The sequence below is a fragment of the Photobacterium sp. DNB22_13_2 genome, assembly GCF_052873915.1.
The window spans coordinates 25011-46058 of sequence record NZ_JBNNXU010000005.1; the positions used below are offsets into that span (position 1 = coordinate 25011).

The window sequence follows — 21048 nt, forward strand, 5'->3', positions numbered from 1 at the left end:
TGTTTCAAGAAGATTTAGAGTGACACTTTTCCGATGTCTTCTTGATGGTTGAATCGTATGACAAACCAATACATGAGTAAAATGAATGCTTTTCATTTTTTAAATGCACGAAATGCATAAACAAAAACTCAAACACAATAAAAACTATTAAATCAAAATATTATAAACAGAAACGCACAATGAAAAGAGGTATACAACGATGCTAAATAAGAACAAATGAAATAATCATTTTCTTTTAACCATAAAAAAGCCCTTCATCTCAGCCGGTATAGATAACGTTTATGAAGGGCTTTTCTAATAGATAATTTGTTAATCAAGCAATAGCTTTAATAGCCGAAGCCAAATCCATCCTTTGAGCTTTCTCGCTCCATTTCTAGCACAAAGTCACTATAGCCAAATTGATATTGCTGCCTGAATTCGCTGCCATCAGGCATGCCATCGCAAATACCGAAATAGCTTTGGCCTGATTTACCCAACGACCACGCCTTATCAACGTCACAGTATTCAGCACGGCCAATTTCATAACCCGCACTGTATTTTTGTTGCGCCACCAATAGATCAGCATCTACCAGTGATGACAGATCTCTGACCCGATGACCTTTCAATGCATCTTGCTCACCCAGTGACTGCCAATCATTGGCTGCGACATAGTTGTCTACGTAATTGGTACTGCACGCACTCAATGCCAACACCATTGAAGCCCCTATCAATACACGCATCCATTTTTTATTGTTCATTATCGTTATCCAAAAAATATAGCCAAAGTCAGCAGTGGCTAATTATGGCACAGAGGAATAGAGATTTGGGCCTAGCTTTTTGATAGCAAGTGAGAATCTGGCAGTAGCGAAGATAAAGTGCTGCTGGATAGCTCCAGCAGCAGAGAAAGCGGGATTTAAGCCAAAATAAATAGTGGCGCGATCATCGACAGTGAGATAGCTGCAGAAAAGATAATCGCAAAAGTCATTTTAGAGCTCATAGTTAGTAACTTCCTTATGATGGGATGCATTTACACCAAAAACAAAACTTTTAAATGCATGTTATCTCAACACGAACCTCAAAGATACATTTTGAATATCACTTCAAACGGTTTTATTTTAGCTTTGTGAATTATGTGATGGTACCAGCACCAATTTACCGACAAATTTCTTCGCCAGAAAATCCTCTTGAGCTTGATGGATTTGCTCCAGCGGATAAATCTTGGACACAATCGGTTTTATCTCGCCAGCTTCGATGTAACTTACGAGGTTTTCAAAAACATGCCGCGGTTGGTAAGTACAACCAAAGAAGCTTAGATCTTTAAGATACAAGGTACGTACATCCAGCTCAGTCAACGGGCCACCTATCGCCCCAGCTACGGCATAGCGGCCACCTCGACGCAGCACTTCTGGCAACTCAGGCCATTGCTCGCCAGCCACCAGATCAAGCACCACATCGACCGACATCGTGCCGAGTGATTCGACTAAACTCTCACCACGGGCAACAGTGCGATCAGCACCCATTTCAAGTACTTGCTGACTCTTATCGACACCACACACCGCAATGACACTTGCACCACGGCGCTTGGAAAGCTGAACAGCGGCCACTCCGACACCACCTGATGCACCGGTTACCAGTACCACATCACCGGCTTTGACACAGGCCCTATCGACCATATTCTCAGCGGTTGAATACGCACACGGGAATGAAGCCAGCTCCGCATCGGTCATCGGGCTATTGACGTTAAACGCCTCTTCGGCAAGCGCTTTGGTATATTGAGCAAAGCCACCATCACACTCAGAGCCGAAGGTGATACAACCATAAGACTCATCACTGTGTGGGTGTTGTTGAATAGCACGAACCATGACTCTTTCACCAACACGAGAAGGGTCAACCTGTCCGCCAACGGCCACAATGTGACCTGCAACATCAGCGCCCTGGATACGCGGGAAAGTTAGTGGGATCCCCGACCAACTGGCATCTTGGTCATCAATAGTATCAAAACCCTCTGCTCCACCGGTATTGGTATCAGCCGTCACTTGCTTGGAATACCAGCCGATGCGGGTATTGATATCGGTATTGTTAACCGCACAAGCACCCACCGCGATCAGCACTTCATTTTCAGCCAGTTCCGGTAACGTCAGATCATTACGCAGCTCCAGTTTATCTAAGCCACCGTGCCCGGTCAGCACCACACCTTTCATCGTAGTTGGCAATGAAGTTATCATCACAGTCTCTCCCACATCATTCAGAACGCCTTCGGCTTTGCTCCCCACAATATAGACAATCACAGATTTAGCCTAACGAATAAAACTGACCTATAAATTTAGAAAATCTAAATCTATAATTAATCCCAACGCCTTAGCCAGAGCCCATTAAAGATAACCGGTTGAAAAAAATAATATGGATACACTGTTAGATTTAGAGTTGTTGAGAACCTTTGTTGCTGTCGCAGAAACCGGCGAGATCAAACTTGCTGCCGAGCGAGTCTATCGCTCTAGTGGCGCTGTTAGTATGCAGATGAAAAAACTACAGGAAATAGCTGGGTGCGAGTTGCTTATCCGTACCCACCGGGGTGTGATCTTGACTGATGCCGGAAAGGTATTGCTTAGCCGCAGCCAGCAGATGCTGGCTCTAAACAACAGTACCCTTGCTGCGCTTAGTGGAAAAGATATCTCTGGCCAACTGACCTTCGGGATCCCAACCGACTATGCCGGCGACTTTATCCGCCATGTTATGCCGCTATTACAAGCGAAGATGCCAAACTTGGCAGCAAAAATTGTGTGTGATAGAAGTCGCCACCTACGGAAAAAGCGCCAAGCTGGTACCGTCGATATTGCCATTGTTGCCGGTGAGTCCGGCATTAAAGATGGCATGCCTTTATGGAGTGAATCCATCAATTGGGTCAAATCACCCACATTGACTCTTAGACCCGGCCAAGCTGTTCCCATCGCCCTGTTTGATGGCGACTGTCTGAACCGGGATCTAACGCTAGCCACGCTTGAAAATGCCAATATCCACTATGACATCGTCTTTAGCAGCTCGGTGCTCGATAATATTGCAGAAGCCGTTTACTGCGGGCTTGCTGTTTCATTGTTACCAGAATCACTGTCCCAAAATGGCCTAGCTCAGCCGTTTTTACCTTCGGATCCGTACCACGATATCTTTACGCTTAATGAGCGCCTAAATTTCAACTTGATCTACTCTCAAGAGCTGAGCAAGCATACAGTAGACACCATTTCAGCTTGCTTCACCCTGGCTCACCAGCAGTTACAAGTTAAATCACATAACGCCTCGCTTAAGGCTTTGCCGTAACATAAAATTTTGTCATAACATAAAAGTGATACCTCATTGAAACGGACCCCAGAATGAAAATTGATTTGACCAAAATGGTGACAGAAAGCCGTAACAGCGCCAGCGCCGAGATAGATACGCTATCAACCATTGATATGCTAAACGTCATCAATCAAGAAGATCAAAAAGTCGCGCTTTCTGTCGAAGCGGTACTGCCTGACATTGCCCGCGCGGTTGATGCCATTGCTGATGCCTTCTTGCTAGGTGGCAGACTGATTTATAGCGGTGCAGGTACCTCTGGTCGGTTAGGCATTCTGGATGCCAGTGAATGCCCGCCGACCTTTGGCAGCAAGCCGGAGCAAGTGGTTGGGCTTATCGCAGGTGGCCATCAAGCTATTCTCAAGGCGGTCGAAAACGCCGAAGATAACCGTGAAATGGGGGCTGGCGATCTGCAGGCGCTTAACTTCAGTCGCAAAGATGTGTTGGTCGGCATTGCTGCCAGTGGCCGGACACCTTACGTAATCGGTGCCATGGACTATGCCAAATCCTTAGGCGCAACCGTTGCCTGTATCAGCTGCAACCCACAAAGTCCCATGAGTCAATCGGCAGATATTGCCATCACACCGATTGTCGGCCCGGAAATTGTCACCGGCTCATCACGCTTGAAGGCCGGTACAGCACAAAAGCTGATCCTCAATATGCTCACCACCGGTGCGATGATCAGAACCGGCAAGGTGTTTGGCAATTTAATGGTGGATGTCGAAGCGACTAACGCCAAGTTGGTCGAGCGCCAAAAGAACATTGTCATGGCAGCCACAGACTGTAACCGTGAGCAGGCTGTTGAAGCACTCGAAGCCTGTGACGGCCACTGCAAGACGGCGATTGTGATGCTATTGGCTGGTGTTGATGCTAAAGAAGCTACGTCACTATTGGATGAAAACCAAGGCTTCACCCGCAAGGCTATCAGTAACAAATAATGCAGAAAATAAGCTCAGCCGTAGCGAACCTGAAGGAAAGTAAAATGGGCAGGAATAAAAATGCCCAGCCGAGGCTGAGCGAAATTTGCGAGTGTCCAAATCAAGACACAATTAGCGAGTCAAATTCTAGCAAGTAGATACAGGTAAACATTGTATCTGCATCCATCATAGCCACATCTTCCTTAACCAAAACTGGCACGGATACATTAATATTAGTCCATTCCTCACATTTGAGACTGATCGGATGTCATACCCGACGCCAAGCCATTTCAAGGCACATAAGTGCGCTTAAAATGCATGAGCAGAGCAACACACTACCTCTAGCAACAATGTATGGCTTTGTCCCAAGCTATTGAGCTCATTCTGCGCCATCGATAGAATCCCACCACAATCAATAAAACGCCGTATTTTATGAAACACCTGATCCCAGTTATTCTTCTACTTTGTCCGTTCAGCAGCTATGCCAGCATTACCCATGAAGTGGGAATACGCACCGGTGGAGGCGTGTTAACGAGCAATGACTACAGTGACAGCGATGCCGGTCTTACCTTTGAACTTGGATATAACTATCACTTCAATCCATACTTCTCTCTCGACACCGGGTACTTTGCCAACACCGGAGGACTGAGCTATCTGGGAACACTCGGGCTAACTCAGTCCGTTTCCAGTTATAATGGAGGAATGCTGGGCTTAAAAGCCGAATACCCACTGACACCCTTTACCAATGTCTATGCACGTGGAGGTATCAACTATGCTTCCGTCGATATTGATACAAAGGTGAGTAAAAATAATTGGCATACCCGCACTGAACGTGGTTTCTCTCCCTACTTCGCCCTTGGCACTGAACTCGCCTTCGGCCAACACTTCGGAATCAGCGCTGAGTATCAACGTATCGAACTGCCTCACAGCTTTAGCAGCAACCATTATTTAGTTGGGGTAAATTTCAAGTTCTAACAACAATATATCGCTTCAATTTATATTTTTCTTATTAGTTCATTCGAATTTTTCGAACAAAAGGCTCAAGTTCACCTGATGTTGTTCTCAACAGACACTGCCTAAGATGTACTCAATCACACAGGGCAGTTAATCGGCACTATGATTTGCCGCTAAATTTGAGGACAGCATAATGAACACTTTGATCAGTAAAATCCTTTCTTCTCCAACCAGTTTCGCTCCACTCGCTTTGCGAGTACCGGCAGGTATTATCTTCATGGCGCACGGCGCACAAAAACTATTCGGCTGGTTCGGCGGCTACGGGCTAGAAGGCACTGGTCAGTGGATGGCCTCCATCGGTCTGGAGCCCGGCTTCCTGATGGCACTGATGGCTGGTGGGGCAGAGTTCTTTGGTGGTTTATTTATTCTATTAGGGCTTTTTACCCGCCCTACGGCTCTGGCTCTAGCGGTAACGATGGTGGTAGCCATTGTCACTGTACATTTGGATAACGGTTTGTTCATGTCCAACGGCGGCTATGAATTCGGCTTGGCGCTATTGGCTATGTCTGTATCGTTACTGGTATCTGGTGCAGGTCGGTTGAGTGCCGACAACCTGTTGTTATCACGCACCCAATCACTGAACAGCGCGGCTTTCGCTTAATCGGAGAAATAAGCCTACAGAACCACACTGGCAGAAAGCATCGAATGGCGAGTATTAATAGGTAATGCTCGCCACTGACAGGTTAAGGACATTTAAGCCGTAGTGGGTTCAAATAGTATCACCGGCCTTCAAACGGCGAAGCAGTTCTTTGACTTCCGCTCTTCCCGCTTCAGATTTACATAGGCTCGCCGGTGAGACCAAACCAAGGGCAATATTTTCAGTATGTAGCCATTCATCGGCTTTTACCCTATCACCGAAATACGCCAAGGCATCATCATACAGCGCTTCAGGAACCTGTTGTTTATCCATCACCTTCTCCTTGCCGGTAACTAACTACTCATTACTAAACTAGCCTGATTTCATATTAGCGACAGTTAGCGATATCACAATTGACCGACAAAAGTGAAAACCATACTCTATACCCCAGATGTTAGGGAAAAGTCCCTCCAACCAATTAGATAAAAACAAAAAACAACAAGCCCAACCTTTCGCTGGCTGCTTGCGTTTGCAACAAGGAAACCTGCATGAGCAACACCATTGACTTAAGCCTGCTCATAGAGCGCATATCTGCCGCAGATACTGACGAACAACGTCAAATTTTTAATGAACCCGAGATCCAACAACTAGAAGCAGGCTCCTTCGCGACCCTATTCGAAGCCTTGCCGCTCGATCAGCGTATGGAACTCTGGCGCCAATTACCCCTCAATGATCATGTCGATGTCCTTACCGCGATGCGCGGCGACACCCGAGAATGGGTTATCCAATCATTGAGCGATACCGAATTGGATTTAGTACTCGGTAAGCTCGACAACCTCTCATTGATTGAATGGGCAGACTCGCTGCCGGAAGATATCATTGAGCGGGCGATCGAAAAGCTCAGTAAAGAAGACATAGAGCTATTTGATAGGGCCAACCAATACGATGACGATCAGATAGGCCGTTATGCCAATCCCAAGGTACTTTCATTGCCACAAGGGATCTCGGCAAAGCGCGCCATGGTATTGCTGGAACGGTATGGCTACCAATACCCCGCGTCGATTTATGTTGTCACCCGCGACACTAAGTTCGTCGGTACCATCAATTACCAGCAGTTGATAAAAGCTGAACCACTCACCAAGTTGAGCAGCTTGGCCGATACCGACACACTGGTGCTAGAAGATGATGCCTCGCTCGCCGAAGCGGTAGAAGCCGTGGAGCATAGCCAACAATTCAGCTTACCGATCGTTGATGAGAACTTTGCCTTGATCGGTGAAGTCGATACCCATCTCGCCCTTGAGCTAATGCGCGAAAACTATGAAAGCACCTTGATGGCAAATGCCGGTATGAGTGAAGAGGACGACTTGTTCGCCCCGATCACAAAAAGTGCCAAGAAACGTGCAGTATGGCTGGGTATCAACCTTATCACCGCCGTACTGGCTTCAATGACCATCAGCTTATTCGAAGATGTGATAGCCCAGGTCGTGGCCCTCGCGATCCTAATGCCGATTGTCGCCTCGATGGGGGGCATTGCGGGCAGCCAGACCCTGACTCTGATGATCCGGGGTATGGCGCTTAATCAGGTTACCGCCGGTAACCGCCGTTCATTACTTCGCAATGAATTGGGGATAGGCTTTCTCAATGGCGTACTATGGGCTGTATTGATTGGCCTGATGGCAGGCTTATGGTTTCAATCACCAATTATCGGCGTCATTATTTCGGTCGGTATCGTGGTCAATATCATTACTGCAGCCCTATTCGGAGTCGTGATCCCGGTAGTACTCGACAAGTTCAAACTTGACCCTGCATTGGCCGGCTCAGTGATCCTCACTACCGTTACTGATGTGGTCGGCTTCTTTGCCTTCCTCGGTACCGCCAAGCTGTTACTTATTTAAAAAGGGGTCTGTAGGAGAGACCGTATAAAACTTCTACTTTACCCCCTAAAAGCACCGAGTCCTCAGTAAATCCCGAAATTCTGGGGTACTCGGTTTTACTGAACTCTTCACATTAAACGACTCCTTGCCTCCATATTGCTATTAGTATCCCCATAGCTACATATAAAAAAATCCGAGTGTATTCCTACACCCGGATTAAATACTTAGCTAATGCTTAGTGCTGTTGAAATAACAGCTTTAATCATTATTTGATACTATTTAACGCTGATGCGTAGAAATCACTTGCCCGTCCCCACACACCGTTAGGATCTTCGCCCTGGCATAGCGTCAGCAAGTGAGGTAGAAGTTGACCGGCAAAATCTTCGCTGCTTTCCTTCGGTAGTACGGTCGGCAGATGATCAACCGCCTGGACATATACACCGCTAACATCCGACTCGATGATTGGCTTTGACAGTTTCGTGCATTGGTTGTAAATACGAATTGGGTTATCCGGGTTGTTCGGATCACAGCTAACATCACTGATCATGCTTAGGCGCGGTGAATCACCTAGGCTCTCTTTCGTAATAAATGGCGGAGTTCCTTCAGCCAAGTAGGCACAGTTAACTAAGATATCGTAGTCATTGATTGCGGTGAATGGACCACCGGCTTTCGTTTCCTCAATATCCCAACCGTCAGCGTCAATACCCAACTCAGCAAACAAATCCAAAGCGCCACGGCCACAACGACCAAACTGACCGATAACCAACACTTTAGGTCTCTCAGATAAGGTAGCAACCTGCTCACCCAATGCCGCTAGATAATGCTCTCGATCCGGGTAGCTACTCACCGCACCAAACACATCTTTACACTGTAAATGATGGATATAACCAGACAAGCCAATTGCCGCGCCGACATAACCCGCCCAGTAACCGAAGGCACAGACACGCTTACCAAGCTCATCTTGCAGGAACTCCAAATCAAGGATCTGGCCGCCACCAGCATTGTAACGCGACAGGATCTGTACCGCTTCATCCTGCCCCTTAAAGGCATGGGCAAAATAAATGTGCTGATGCTTGAGGGCAAAATCGGCTTCTGCCAATTCTTTCAAGCCAAGGATAAAAGCGTGATCCGGCGCTTCGGTCCAACTATGCCCATCAGCCAGTTCACAACCGACATCAACATAGGCTTGGTCGGGAAAAATACGCGTTGTGCTGCGCTCCACAATCACTTGCGCACCAGCATCAATCAATGATTTGGCTCCTGTTGGTGTTAGTGCCGTTCTATGTTCACCAACTTTTACTTCATCTCTTAGCCAAAATAGTGTGTTCATCATCAATCCTTTATAAACAGATGTTTTTAAGCAACCGCTTCTTAAGCGGTAACAGGGCTTACTGAAGCCTGACGGCGCACCATCAAAACAATCAAAGCAATTTGCAATAATGCCGCCAACAGAATGGTGTACGGACTACGGGTGATCTCGGCGACCATAAAGCCAATACTGGCGGTCACTCCGGTCAAAATGGCATACGGGAACTGGGTACGGACATGGGAAACGTGATCACATCCGGTAGACATCGAACTTAAAATCGTCGTATCCGAAATAGGTGAAGAATGATCACCCAGCATGCCGCCACTCAATGCGGCACCGATACAAATCAGCGGATCGGCACCCAATGCACTGGCAACCGGTACGGCAATAGGGATCAAAATAGCAAAGGTGCCCCATGACGAACCTGTCGCAACCGAGATAAAGCTGCCGATAATGAAGATCATCGCTGGCAACAAAAATACCGGCAGACGGTCATTCATCACCTGACTAATATAATCTCCGGTTCCCAGAGACTTACAGATATCACCCAAGGTCCATGCCAATAGCAAGATAATCAAAATTAGCATGATCCGCTGCATTCCCGATACAAAAGTATTGAAGGCTGTCGAGGCGGTCATAGTTTTGGTGTAGGCGTAGTAGCCAATTGCCGTTACCGAGGCAATCAGATAGCTGGTTCCCAATGATGTACGGATCACCGGGCCATTAATGGTACCGTGCAGATGATAGTTGTAGGTAAACAAGGCAATCAGCGAGCTAAACAGTACCGTCAGGGGCAAGACTATCAGTGAAATTCGGCCAGATTTAACCTGCGGATCTTGCTCTGTTGATGCTTCACTCACCACCGCTTGTTGGCGAGCTTGATACTCCGCTTCAGCCATCGGGCCCCAATCTTTTTTCAGCACTGCATACACAGGCACACTGAACAGTGCTAGCAAGGCATATAGCTGATAAGGGATCACCTGCAAGAAGGTCGTGAAACCATCGACCGGTTGGCCCATATTATCGAAGGCATTTTCAATCAACCCTTGCGAATAGACCCCCCAGCTGATGATCGGGATCAGCACACACACCGGTGATGATGTCGAATCAATAATGAACGCCAACTTTTCTTTGCTCAATTTGAGCTTCTGGTAGATTGGCGCGAACATTGGGCCAAGGATCAACGAATTGCCTGAATCAGTAAAAAAGATACCGATCCCGGTTGCCCAAGTAGCTAACTGGGCTTTCAATGGCGATGACACATAACGGGTAGCCATGGACGAAAACGCCGCCATACCGCCACTTTGTTCAACCAGATAAATGAAACCTGAAATGATAGTAATAACAATAATGATCTGTGCGTTGCTGCCCGAAGCGAGCTGAGTAAACGGCCCATCAGACAGGAACATCAGCGCAGTATCGACCGGGTGACCCTTGGTTAAGATCAGCATGCCACTGATCACTGCAACTCCCAGAGCCAAAACAACATGCCGAGTGGTAAAGGCGAGTATCAATGCCAACACCGCGGGTACGATGGACAACAATCCGTAATCAGCCATTCGTAGACTTCTCCTAAAAAACAACAAGGTATTTATTACCCAAAATGACTTGGGATTCAGAGGAGGGGCGTATAGGAACACGCGAGCAGACAAAGGCTGTACGAAATCGGTAGGCGAACTTACCTGTTCGATGACAAAATTGCTGTAGCTCCCCATCCAGACGGGCCTGGATGACAGTGCTGTTCCTATTAAGAACAACCCCAGCAGTATGGCTGACATCCTCTACTGCTTCGGCATTGGCTCCTTTCGTTTAGCTTCTCTGGTTGTCGACCTTCACTAAACTACTGTTAGGCAATGCGCCTCTACTAACAAGCGAGACTGAATAATTTCTCGCTCTACATTGAATAAAACACAAATCTGGCCAAACCAAACTGAATTGACCACACAACGTGATAAAGATCACGAAATTTATTTTTTAAAACATTAATTTAACATCATCATATACTAGAAAATCATCAGGCTGCAGGGTAAACCACCACAGCGTTCAAAATTCCCACCATTGTGATAATTAGAGATCAGGGCCAATTGAGAGTCGAGAGATGAATGTTTAACTAGGTTTGAACAGAGGTATGACTAGAGATGATTTAGAACAAGCGGTGATTGCATATTTACGCAACTAAGAGAAAGCAGGAGGTAAAGAGAAAGAGAAAGAGAAAGAGAAGATAAAAACAGATCACATATGACAGATATAAAAAATGCCGGCCTAAGCCAGCATTTTATCACAAAGTAAGTTTCGACTTACAGAGCTACAACGTTTGCAGCTTGTGGGCCTTTTTGACCTTGTTCTACGTCAAAAGAAACCTTTTGACCTTCAGCAAGAGTCTTGAAGCCTTCAGAAGCGATAGCGCGGAAGTGTACGAATACATCAGCACCGCCGTTTTCTTGAGTGATGAAACCGAAACCTTTCTCTTCGTTGAACCACTTAACGATACCAGTTGACTTAGACATGGACTGCCCCTTATAAATTCATTAATAAACTAATCGCAATATGCGATATGATAGGTTAGTGAATTATTTAATGTTACGTTCAATCTAAGGGAAACAGTGAGATACAGTACGATAACGTATAAGTAGCTAAAGGTTTAACTTGTACTTGATGTTGCATTGAATAACTCTTTGTTCTAAAGAACGAGAGGGATATTAACAGCTGGGCGCTTTATGTACAGCATTATTTTTAAAAAAATGAATTTTTTTTCCTAAACCAAGGTCAATAATGCCAAAACGGCTTTAACTAGCTTGGCTACCAACCTTCACTGCACCGTATATCCCGCAGTCATCACCCAATTTAGCGGGTAACACCGGCGTGTTGCATTTACCTCCGAATACATAACTCGACAAAACGTTTGGTAAATCATCAAAAATGCGGCTTTGTTTTGATAGCCCCCCACCAATCACTATCATATCAGGGTCAATAAGATTAATGATGCTAGCCAATGCGCGCGCTAACTGATCGATATAAAGCTGGTAAAAGCTGGTGCAATCCGCTCTATGGTCAACGGCCTACATCACCGTCCCCATACCAGCCATCATCCAGATACCAGTTTTTGATTTTCTCAAGATAATGTTGCTCCAACGTGATATCAACCAAGTCAGTGCGTCCAGCCCTCCCCAATATGTCTCTGAGATGGGTTCTGTTCCCTGAATAAGCAACTCTCGGATCAAAGGCCAGTATTCTAATTCACCACCACCCAGTATTAGCGGAATAACGCCCCAGAGCGGCCTTGCACACCTTCAAGTGACCTCGCTACCTTATCGAAGCGCACCGCCCCCTTGAAATCGCACCTCGAGCCTCACGGTAATAGGGAAGCAAAAGGGAAACTAATCCCGCGCCAAATAGTAACCAATAACGGCCCCCCTCAGTACACCTAAAACGAGAAGAAGAAACCTGCAATAGTTGCACTCATGAGGTTAGACATAGTGGCAGCAAAAATCGCCGACATACACAACGTCGAAATTTCATGACGACGCTTTGGTGCCATCGTACCTAGTCCCCCCAATAGCATTGCCGCTGCGGCAAAGTTCGCAAAGCCACACAATGCAAACGTGATAATGGCGGTACTGCGGGTCGAGAGCTCCGTCATTTTTAGATATTCGGTGAAATTCACATAAGCGACAAACTCATTCAGCACTAACTTCTGGCCAATGAAGGATGCCGATACCATCGCCTCATCAAACGGGATGCCGATGATCACCGCAACTGGATAAAATAAGTAGCCCAGCAAATATTCCAGCGATAGCTCCGGTAAACCCACATAGCTTCCGATACCACCTAACATGCCGTTGACCAAGGCAATCAAACCAATAAACGCAAGTAACATGGCCCCGACATTCAATGCCAGCATCAATCCGCTGGATGCCCCTGCCGCGGCAGCATCAATAACGTTCGCTGGTTTTTCTATCGAGACATCTTCTTCAGCCATTTCACTGCTGCGATCCTCCGTTTCTGGCACCAAGATTTTGGCAAACAACAAACCACCCGGAGCAGCCATAAACGACGCCGCAATAAGGTATTGCATATCAACTCCCATTGCAGCGAAACCACCTAACACGGTGCCAGCAATCGAGGCCAAGCCACCACACATTACCGCAAACAGTTCAGAGCGGCTCAGGCGGTTAATATAGGGCGCGATAACCAATGGCGCCTCGGTTTGGCCAACAAAAATATTGGCTGTCGCCGACATCGACTCATTTTTACTGGTCCCCAGCAGCTTTTGCAGTGCGCCACCTAATACCCGGATAAACACCTGCATGATGCCAAGGTAATACAAGACCGACACTAACGCTGAGAAGAAAACGATAACGGGTAGCACCCGCATGGCAAACACAAAGCCGCCGCCACCGAACACTTCAAACATCTTGTCGCTGACTAGCCCACCAAATAAAAACTCAATACCAGCATGAGAGTACCCCAGTACTGAACTCACCCCTGTCGACACGACTTCCAGTAAATCTTTACCGATCGGTATAAATAGGACAAAAGCCCCAATCGTAAACTGGATAGCGAAGGCTCCCAGTACAGTCCGTTTATTAATTGCTTGGCGGTTTTTTGAAAATACAACAGCGATAGCAAGCAATGCTACCATTCCTAGTAAACTAGTCAGAGCGTCCATTTTGGCGGCCTTATTAAGGGTGGATAGGTGGTAGCCTATCTACTCGACATACAAAAAAGCCCCGAGTACAACGCACTCGGGGCAATGATAAAATTAATGGTTAATCCAGTATTTAACTGCAAGTTCAGCTACTTGCATTTCGATATCAAAAGGTACCGGCTGAGGGATGTTTTGCAGTGACTCTCGGTTGAGGGCAATACGCTCCAGACTCAATGACTGCAACGCCAAGCCCAGATCCATAATCTCGATAGGATTGCCATCACCAGCCGACAGGTTAACGAGGTTGGCATCAGAAAGAACAAATAGCTGTTTTTCTTTAAGCTGATAAGCCGTCACATGTGGACGGATTTTATCTTGGCTTTCACTCATTGCTACCAACTCAGGAAGATTGATTTCACGTTGGAAGTGACCCGCGTTGGCAATAATGGTGTTATCGCGCATCAATTCAAAATGCGCTTGGCGTAGCACGTTATCGCGGCCTGTGATTGTAACCACCATATCGGCGTCAGGCAGAGCATCTTCCAGCTTGGCGGTATAGAAACCTTCCATGTGGGCTTCAAGCAAGGTCAACGGGTTGGATTCAACAACCGTCACATGCGCGCCCATACCACGTAGACGCTGTGCAGTACCCGAGCCACAGTAACCATAACCAATCACCACCACCTTCTTACCATGCAACATCACATTGGTTGCACGCATGATGCCATCAACCACCGATGACCCCACACCAAAGCGGTTCTCGATAATCCGCTTAGCTTGGGTATCGTTGATGATCAGGGTGCTGAACTGATTAGCATGGAAATCTTCACGCAGACGATTGGCACCTGTTGTCGTCTCTTCAGTTGCGCCTAGCAATGATGATTTAAAATGGGCAAATTCAGACTCAGTGAAAATCAACTCGTGTAAATCCGCTCCGTTATCAGCAATGATATCTGGCTGATGCGATAGCACTTTACGACAGTAGTTGATGTGATCATCAAAACTTTCATCACGACGGGAATAAACGCTCACCCCATAGTCTTCAACCAGTGCCGCTGCGGTTTCATCCTGGGTTGAACCAGGAGAGCCGGTGATCACAACTTTAGCACCGCCTTTGGTCAGTGCTTCCAGCCATACGCCAGTTTTCGCTTCAACATGCAGGCAAATACCGATCGTCAATCCGGAAAACGGTTTTTCATTCTCGAAGCGCTCAATAATACTGCGCATGATCGGCATATGATTTCTTGCCCAGTCGACACGACGTCGGCCAAGTGGTGCAAGGGAAAGATCTGCAACGTCGTGTTCAGGGTAAGTGTTCTGTTCCATAGGAGCCTCTGTTGTGAGAACGTTTTTTTGACCCACAAATCTTCCCTGAAATGTCATGTAAACTAAATCAACTTATCAAGAACTGATAGTTTCCCCTGTGTGCAAAATAATGTGACATTTCACAAAACAGCCACCGAAATACACAAATCACTCCTGCACAGGCTACTTTTTCGGTATACAGAAACTATAAGTTTCCATAATGGAAACATTAATAAAACCACGATCACCAAAAAGCAAACGTTTCCCTTTTACACTACGCAATAAGGAATTACCGGGTGAAAAGCATGAACCTGAATTTACTGGCCACCTTTTATACCGTGGTCATGAACAACTCTTTTTCTGTTGCAGCCGACAAACTCTGCTTATCGAAATCGGTTATAAGCAAGCACGTTAAACAGCTCGAGCATGAACTGCGCTGCTCGCTGATCCAACGCACAACGCGGCAGATCAATCTGACTGAAGAAGGGAAATTCCTGTATGAACGCTGCACTGAGATCTTCGACAGTGTCGATAAATGCTTCGACTTCATTGACGAACGCAAGGACATAGTCAGAGGAAAATTGCGAGTGAAAATGCCTGCGGTATTGGAGTTTGACAACCACATTACCGACACTTTTGAACAACTGCTACAGGCCAACCCAGAGCTTGAGCTCGACATTATTTTCGACAATCAAGTCGGCGATCTGATCCATGAACAAATCGACGTAGTGTTGCGGATTGGCGAGCTTGAAGACAGCTCCTACAAATGCAAAAAAATTAAAAATATAGGTACTTATGTTGTCGCATCACCGGATTATCTTGATAGACATGGCGCGCCTGAAAAACCGACGGATCTCACCAATCATCAATGTATGAACTACAGCCACTGCCTGACCAAGGATAAATGGATGTTTATCGACAAAGGGCAGGAAATAAAAATAGATATCGCCCCATACATTCAGACAGAAAGTGAGTCCCTATTAACACGCTATGCCATCAAGGGGATGGGCATAACCACTACCTTGGACTTTATTACCGAACCTCATATTCAGTCCGGCGAGCTTGTCAGCTTGCTGGATGACTTTACTTGGAAAACCGAACTGTATGCCGTGTACCCCAACAATGCGGTCATACCCTTGAAAACCCGAAAACTCATCGATTTACTCGCAAGCACATAAGAGGCCTAAGGATGAAAACAGCGTTTATCTCAGCACTCACCATAGGGCTGACCATTAGCCCATTAGCCCACAGCGAAGAGGTGAAACTCCGGTTTATCGGCACTTCCGATCTCCACTCCTATATCAGCCAGTTTGACTATTACAACAACCAGAATAGTCAGCAATATGGTCTCGTAGGGCTGGTCGCTGAGATAGAGCACTACCGCAATGACGTAAAGAATAGCTTCCTTGCCGATACTGGCGATCTGCTCGTCGGCAACCCATTGGGAGATTATCTGGCTCGCGTTAGCCCTGAGTCCTATGCCCGTCAGTCACCAATCATCTGCGCGATGAATGCACTCGATTTTGATGTCGCCGTACCCGGTAACCACGATTTCGATTACGGCTTGGACTACCTCCAACTAAGTTATAGCAGCGGAAATTTCCCATACTTTGCTTCCAATGTGTACCGCGAGGACGGCAAAGAACCTTACTTTGAACCGTATCTTATCGTGCCGCGAGAGGTTATCTCCGAGCAAGGCACCAAACACACCTTCAATATCGGTTATATAGGTCTTGTGCCGCCACAAACCATGCAACTCAACCGACAGCATCTCGAAGGCAAAATTACCATTGCCGATCAACTGGCAGATGCTGAAAAGTGGGCTACCGAGGCTAAGAAAGCCGGTGCCGATATCGTTGTCGCGCTTGCTCACTCAGGCTTAAACGATGATGACTACACCGAGGGAATGGAAGATGTGGTATGGCATTTGGCCGGCATCGAAGATGTCGATGCGATCCTGTTTGGTCATTCACACAACACCTACCCGAATGAACGCTATGCCAACCTACAAGATGTAGATATAGAGCGCGGTCTGATCCAAGGCAAACCTGCAGCACAACCGGGCAAGTGGGGCGATCATATTGGGGTTGTCGATATCACGATGACACAAAAGAACGGTCAGTGGCAATTAAGTGATGGTAACGCCTTTGTTGTTTCAGCTAATGAAATGAAAGAAACCGCCGAGCAGAAAGCCCCGCTTGAATCCTGTATCAACCAACAGCACAACGAAGTCATTAAAGAGTTTGGAAAAACCGTTGGCCAAGTTAGCCTAGATTTAAGCAATGATTTCAACCTACTGGGTAACGATAGCGTCTACCAGGTCGTAAGCGAATCACAAAAGCACTACCTCACACCCTACATTAAACCAACGGACAAGGTACTTTCGGCGACCGCGCCGGCAATCCACCGCAAAGATCCGGCTTATTTCCTTGATATTGCCAAAGGTGATATCAACAAGCGAGATATTGCCTCACTGGTGTACTCTTCCACCCTCGCTGCACTTGAAATTACCGGGGCCGAAGTCAAAGAGTGGCTGGAGATGTCAGCATCGATGTACATCGAGCCGTCAACTGAAGGCAACGAGATTGTGAAGCCGGACTCGCTCACCTTCCTCTACTACACCATTGATGGTATCGATTATGATATTAATCTTACTAAGCCATCAACTTATAACCAGTTCGGCAATAAAATTGCTGACGGCAGCGGCCGAGTAGAGAATATCTCTTACCAAGGCGAGCCTGTTAAGGCTGATGATACATTCGTCATCATCGCCAGCAGCTATTCGCCGTTCTTTGCCCGAGAGATGAAGTCAGGCCGTGAGTTTATCAACATTGACTCACCTAACAGCCGTGATGTGTTGCAAACCTACTTGGCACAGCCTGATCAGAACATAGCCGTTCGCAGTAACTGGCACTTAGTCGGGGAAAAAGATAAATCATATAGTTTCGCAGCCAACAACAACCCGAAAAAACTCGCAAGCTTTACTGATACCTCGAAGCTTCAGATCAAACATAGCGCAAGCGAAGAGCAATCAAACACATACATGATTTCTTTCTAAGCTGCACCCAACGAATGGCCTGAGTATGACTCAGGCTATTCTGCCTCTCATCGCTGTTCCAGCAGCTAGATCTCTTCCTAAACACATTTAGAAACACTTCCCCAAGGCGTTTTTCAGTGTCTATTCAAGCAATGAAGCTATGATGGGCGCGAATTATCCCCAAGAAAAGTAGTGCTATGAGTGTATTCGACCTAATCGCTGAAAACCAAATCCAAGACTACAACCGTCGCAAGGCCAATGGCGAAGTAAATGAATCGCAAACTATCAAGCCGGAGGAAAGAACCAGCTTTGAATCTCATTTATTTAAATCTATTGTTGGTTGCTACGAAAAAGCGGCTGAGAAACCAGTGGATGAACGTCAGTCGTTAGAAGAGCGTGCCGAGAATCTGCGAATGCAATTACTGATCGGTCTAGAGCAAAAAGGTATGCGTATTACTGCTCAGTCAATGTCAAAAGAGCTGATGCTAAAGCGCCAAGCGATTTTAGGTAGCGAATAACTTAACCCAAAGTTCAATGGCTAATTGCACACAGGGATCGTGTCATTTGCATTGCTATTCCCACCTACTGGAAAGTCTGTTTACTCCCGTCTAAATATGTCCCTTTGTAACTGCAAGTTACACCGCGTTAACGCCCTCTAAGACCTTGGTCTCATTTAGAAAAAACTTCATTGCAACGTCATAAGATCAATTGATAAACCTGATGCATATCAAGTTTTTTTTACTGTTCTCTGGTTACTTTGTAACCAAGCAGAGCGGTCAGAAGGACGATGTTATGAGAGTACAAATTCGATGCCCAGAATGTTATTGCACCTCTGGTTTAAACCGAGTTAGGCGTAAATGGCATGAAAAGCCACTCACCACAACCGGACAGGAAAAACTTCAATGCCCAGCTTGTCTCTCTTTTTTCATGCGTGGAATAGGTGAGCAAACATTACTCTATATTGGCACTCATGATGCCGTGAAGAAAAAACAGCCAGAATTTGAGCTTTAACTTCTCCAAACACATTTCGATAAGCTCACAAAAAGCGTCGATTGAGTCGGCGCTTTTTGCTCTCAAAAAACCAGCTATATCATCATTTAACGATCTAAGTCCTGCTGCAGCTTCTCAAGTTCATCCAATATCTTCAGAAACTTCTTACCAAACGGCGTGACATGGTACTCGACGCGCAATGGCAGTTCGTTAAACACCACTTTATCCAAGATGCCAAATTCAACATTCTTCTTCAGGCATTCGTTGAGCACCTTGGTTGATAGACCCTCGACGGCACGTACCATTTCACCCGGCCGATTGATGCCGTTCGCCAGCAAATGGTATACCGTCAGTGACCACTTGCACCCGTAAATCGTCTCCACCATACGTGCAGAGCGCTCTGGAGCAGATTTGCGTGAAAAAAAGTTTTCCTGTGTTTTCATAAAGATGTACCAAAAAGTACCTACCCTACCAATTTGTACTGACTATTCAGCAGGTTAGTTGTGAACCTAAGATTAGCTTATCGTACTTAGGCAGGAGAAAACAAATGACCTTTAACCAATCAGGCAAAGCAATCATCATCGGTGGTACTAGCGGCATGGGACTGGCAACGGCCAAGCAGCTCAGCAACCAAAATATAGAAGTGGTTATCGTCGGCAATAATCCTGAAAAACTCAACCGGGCGATCAGTGAGATCAAGGCGGACGGCGGCAGGGCCAGAGGGATCCAAGCCAATCTCTATGAAACACAAGATGTCGATAGGCTGATCAACACCCTCACCCATGATGAAGACGCTATCCACTACTTGGTTAATGCGGCAGGGTACTTTAATCCCAAAGCCTTTATTGACCATTCAATGGCCGATTATGATACTTATATGGAACTCAACCGTGCAACGTTCAGACTCAGCCAAGCTGTTGCGCAGAAGATGATCAAACACGGTGGTGGCAGCATCGTCAACATTGGCTCAATGTGGGCGAAGCAGGCGATCAAAGCAACGCCATCATCCGCTTACTCAATGGCAAAAGCAGGGCTGCATGCGCTTACTCAATGGCAAAAGCAGGGCTGCATGCGCTTACCCAGCATATGGCTATGGAGCTCGCCGAGCACAACATTCGAGTGAATGCGGTCTCGCCTGCAGTTGTAAAAACGCCGATTTACGGTGCTTTTATCGAGCCAGAACACATTGATGAGGCACTTGAAGGCTTCAACGATTTCCACCCGATAGGTAGGATCGGCACCCCTGAGGACATTGCCAACAGCATTTGTTTCTTGCTGTCCGATGAGGCCAACTGGGTCACGGGGGCTATCTGGGATATCGATGGAGGGGTAATGGCTGGCCGAAACTAACCCTGCCCATAATGCAGTTAACGACGAACTAAACACAATCAACATCGGGGGCACGCATGCTCAATATGGATTTTCAGCAACGCTTGGTCATAAACACCGAAAAAATGGAGTGGCTGCCCAGCCCCGCTAGCGGGGTGTGGCGCAAGCCACTTGAACGGCAAGCCAAAGAGGCAGGCCACACCACGAGTATCGTGCGCTACGCAGCAGGCTCGTCATTTGCCCCTCATCCTCACCCTATGGGTGAGGAAATCTTTGTTCTCGACGGCGTTTTTTCGGATGAAACTGGTGATTTCGGTCCCGGAACTTATATCCGTAATCCGCCGGGGAGCCAACACGCGCCGTTCAGCAAGCAAGGCTGTACTATCTTCGTTAAACTCAACCAGTTTTTACCGCAAGACAGCCAACGAATCCGCATCGATACCAATCAAACACCTTGGCTCGCAGGTATCGGCGGTCTTCAGGTCATGCCGCTGCATGAGTTTGGCCACCAGCACACCGCCTTGGTAAAATGGCCAGCCGGTGAACGGTTCCAGCCCCACCGCCACTGGGGAGGGGAAGAAATATTGATACTCTCCGGTCAGTTTCAGGATGAGCTTGGCCAATACCCGACAGGCACCTGGCTGCGCAGTCCGCACCTGAGCGAGCACTTCCCCTTTGTCGAGCAAGAAACGGTTATCTTGGTAAAAACAGGGCATTTACCGCAGCAAGGCGGTTAAGT

General features: G+C 46.8%; 18 protein-coding genes, 2 pseudogenes and 1 riboswitch. Of the genes and pseudogenes, 10 read left to right on the forward strand and 10 right to left on the reverse strand.

Annotation, left to right across the window (positions count from 1 at the left end; all coding sequences use genetic code 11):
• Positions 1 to 326: 326 nt before the first annotated feature.
• Together ACVA58_RS09355 and ACVA58_RS09360 are read right to left on the reverse strand one after the other, a co-directional pair.
• A complete protein-coding gene (locus tag ACVA58_RS09355; protein WP_446510177.1) occupies positions 327 to 737 on the reverse strand; it encodes a DUF2799 domain-containing protein in 411 nt (136 codons plus the stop codon).
• Positions 738 to 1094: 357 nt separating this feature from the next.
• Positions 1095 to 2204 carry an alcohol dehydrogenase family protein gene (locus ACVA58_RS09360; RefSeq protein ID WP_446510178.1) on the reverse strand — a complete coding sequence of 370 codons (1110 nt, stop codon included), beginning with the start codon at positions 2202 to 2204 and terminating at the stop codon, positions 1095 to 1097.
• 175 nt (positions 2205 to 2379) lie between these two features.
• Here ACVA58_RS09360 and ACVA58_RS09365 point away from each other — a divergent pair, with 175 nt between their 5' ends.
• The 4 genes from ACVA58_RS09365 to ACVA58_RS09380 all read left to right on the forward strand — a co-directional run bounded on the left by ACVA58_RS09365 (position 2380) and on the right by ACVA58_RS09380 (position 5841).
• On the forward strand, positions 2380 to 3291 hold the full coding sequence (locus ACVA58_RS09365) for a LysR family transcriptional regulator (RefSeq protein WP_446510179.1): 912 nt from the start codon (positions 2380 to 2382) through the stop codon (positions 3289 to 3291).
• Between the two features lie 53 nt (positions 3292 to 3344).
• The gene (murQ, locus tag ACVA58_RS09370; RefSeq protein WP_446510180.1) at positions 3345 to 4247 is read left to right on the forward strand and encodes an N-acetylmuramic acid 6-phosphate etherase; all 903 of its coding nucleotides are present in this window, start codon (positions 3345 to 3347) and stop codon (positions 4245 to 4247) included.
• Positions 4248 to 4658: 411 nt separating this feature from the next.
• Complete coding sequence (locus tag ACVA58_RS09375) at positions 4659 to 5201, forward strand: porin family protein (RefSeq protein ID WP_446510181.1); 543 nt, start codon at positions 4659 to 4661, stop codon at positions 5199 to 5201.
• 172 nt (positions 5202 to 5373) lie between these two features.
• Entirely contained in the window at positions 5374 to 5841 is a 468-nt protein-coding gene (locus tag ACVA58_RS09380) for a DoxX family protein (RefSeq protein ID WP_446510182.1), read from the forward strand.
• A gap of 108 nt (positions 5842 to 5949) precedes the next feature.
• Here ACVA58_RS09380 and ACVA58_RS09385 read toward each other — a convergent pair whose 3' ends face one another.
• A complete protein-coding gene (locus ACVA58_RS09385; RefSeq protein WP_446510183.1) occupies positions 5950 to 6150 on the reverse strand; it encodes an antitoxin Xre/MbcA/ParS toxin-binding domain-containing protein in 201 nt (66 codons plus the stop codon).
• Between the two features lie 215 nt (positions 6151 to 6365).
• On the opposite strand from ACVA58_RS09385, the gene ACVA58_RS09390 reads away from it, so the two are divergent.
• Positions 6366 to 7712: a magnesium transporter gene (locus ACVA58_RS09390; protein ID WP_446510184.1), complete on the forward strand. Its 1347-nt coding sequence runs from the start codon at positions 6366 to 6368 to the stop codon at positions 7710 to 7712.
• Positions 7713 to 7956: 244 nt separating this feature from the next.
• Here ACVA58_RS09390 and ACVA58_RS09395 read toward each other — a convergent pair whose 3' ends face one another.
• The 6 genes and pseudogenes from ACVA58_RS09395 to ACVA58_RS09420 form a co-directional block, all read right to left on the reverse strand.
• Entirely contained in the window at positions 7957 to 9024 is a 1068-nt protein-coding gene (locus ACVA58_RS09395) for a saccharopine dehydrogenase (protein WP_446510185.1), read from the reverse strand.
• A 38-nt stretch (positions 9025 to 9062) separates the two neighbouring features.
• On the reverse strand, positions 9063 to 10559 hold the full coding sequence (locus ACVA58_RS09400; RefSeq protein ID WP_446510186.1) for a Na+/H+ antiporter NhaC family protein: 1497 nt from the start codon (positions 10557 to 10559) through the stop codon (positions 9063 to 9065).
• Positions 10560 to 10696: 137 nt separating this feature from the next.
• Positions 10697 to 10872: riboswitch (Lysine riboswitch) on the reverse strand.
• A gap of 425 nt (positions 10873 to 11297) precedes the next feature.
• Complete coding sequence (gene cspE / locus ACVA58_RS09405; protein WP_107349178.1) at positions 11298 to 11507, reverse strand: transcription antiterminator/RNA stability regulator CspE; 210 nt, start codon at positions 11505 to 11507, stop codon at positions 11298 to 11300.
• Between the two features lie 279 nt (positions 11508 to 11786).
• Positions 11787 to 12023, reverse strand: a pseudogene (locus ACVA58_RS09410) (ROK family protein); the annotation flags it as partial.
• A 401-nt stretch (positions 12024 to 12424) separates the two neighbouring features.
• On the reverse strand, positions 12425 to 13669 hold the full coding sequence (locus tag ACVA58_RS09415; protein WP_446510187.1) for a NupC/NupG family nucleoside CNT transporter: 1245 nt from the start codon (positions 13667 to 13669) through the stop codon (positions 12425 to 12427).
• Positions 13670 to 13762: 93 nt separating this feature from the next.
• Positions 13763 to 14974 (reverse strand): adenosylhomocysteinase, encoded by a 1212-nt coding sequence (locus tag ACVA58_RS09420; protein WP_446510188.1) that lies wholly within the window; start codon positions 14972 to 14974, stop codon positions 13763 to 13765.
• A 284-nt stretch (positions 14975 to 15258) separates the two neighbouring features.
• On the opposite strand from ACVA58_RS09420, the gene ACVA58_RS09425 reads away from it, so the two are divergent.
• From ACVA58_RS09425 to ACVA58_RS09435, 3 genes are all read left to right on the forward strand, one after another.
• Positions 15259 to 16131, forward strand: coding sequence for a LysR substrate-binding domain-containing protein (locus ACVA58_RS09425; protein ID WP_446510189.1), 873 nt, complete (start codon positions 15259 to 15261; stop codon positions 16129 to 16131).
• 11 nt (positions 16132 to 16142) lie between these two features.
• Positions 16143 to 18011: a bifunctional 2',3'-cyclic-nucleotide 2'-phosphodiesterase/3'-nucleotidase gene (locus ACVA58_RS09430; RefSeq protein WP_446510190.1), complete on the forward strand. Its 1869-nt coding sequence runs from the start codon at positions 16143 to 16145 to the stop codon at positions 18009 to 18011.
• Positions 18012 to 18187: 176 nt separating this feature from the next.
• The gene (locus ACVA58_RS09435) at positions 18188 to 18508 is read left to right on the forward strand and encodes a hypothetical protein (RefSeq protein WP_446510191.1); all 321 of its coding nucleotides are present in this window, start codon (positions 18188 to 18190) and stop codon (positions 18506 to 18508) included.
• A 579-nt stretch (positions 18509 to 19087) separates the two neighbouring features.
• Here ACVA58_RS09435 and ACVA58_RS09440 read toward each other — a convergent pair.
• On the reverse strand, positions 19088 to 19423 hold the full coding sequence (locus ACVA58_RS09440; protein ID WP_446510192.1) for a winged helix-turn-helix transcriptional regulator: 336 nt from the start codon (positions 19421 to 19423) through the stop codon (positions 19088 to 19090).
• 104 nt (positions 19424 to 19527) lie between these two features.
• Here ACVA58_RS09440 and ACVA58_RS09445 point away from each other — a divergent pair.
• A pseudogene (locus tag ACVA58_RS09445) lies at positions 19528 to 20330 on the forward strand (SDR family NAD(P)-dependent oxidoreductase).
• Positions 20331 to 20386: 56 nt separating this feature from the next.
• Complete coding sequence (locus ACVA58_RS09450) at positions 20387 to 21046, forward strand: cupin domain-containing protein (RefSeq protein ID WP_446510193.1); 660 nt, start codon at positions 20387 to 20389, stop codon at positions 21044 to 21046.
• Positions 21047 to 21048: the final 2 nt, after the last annotated feature.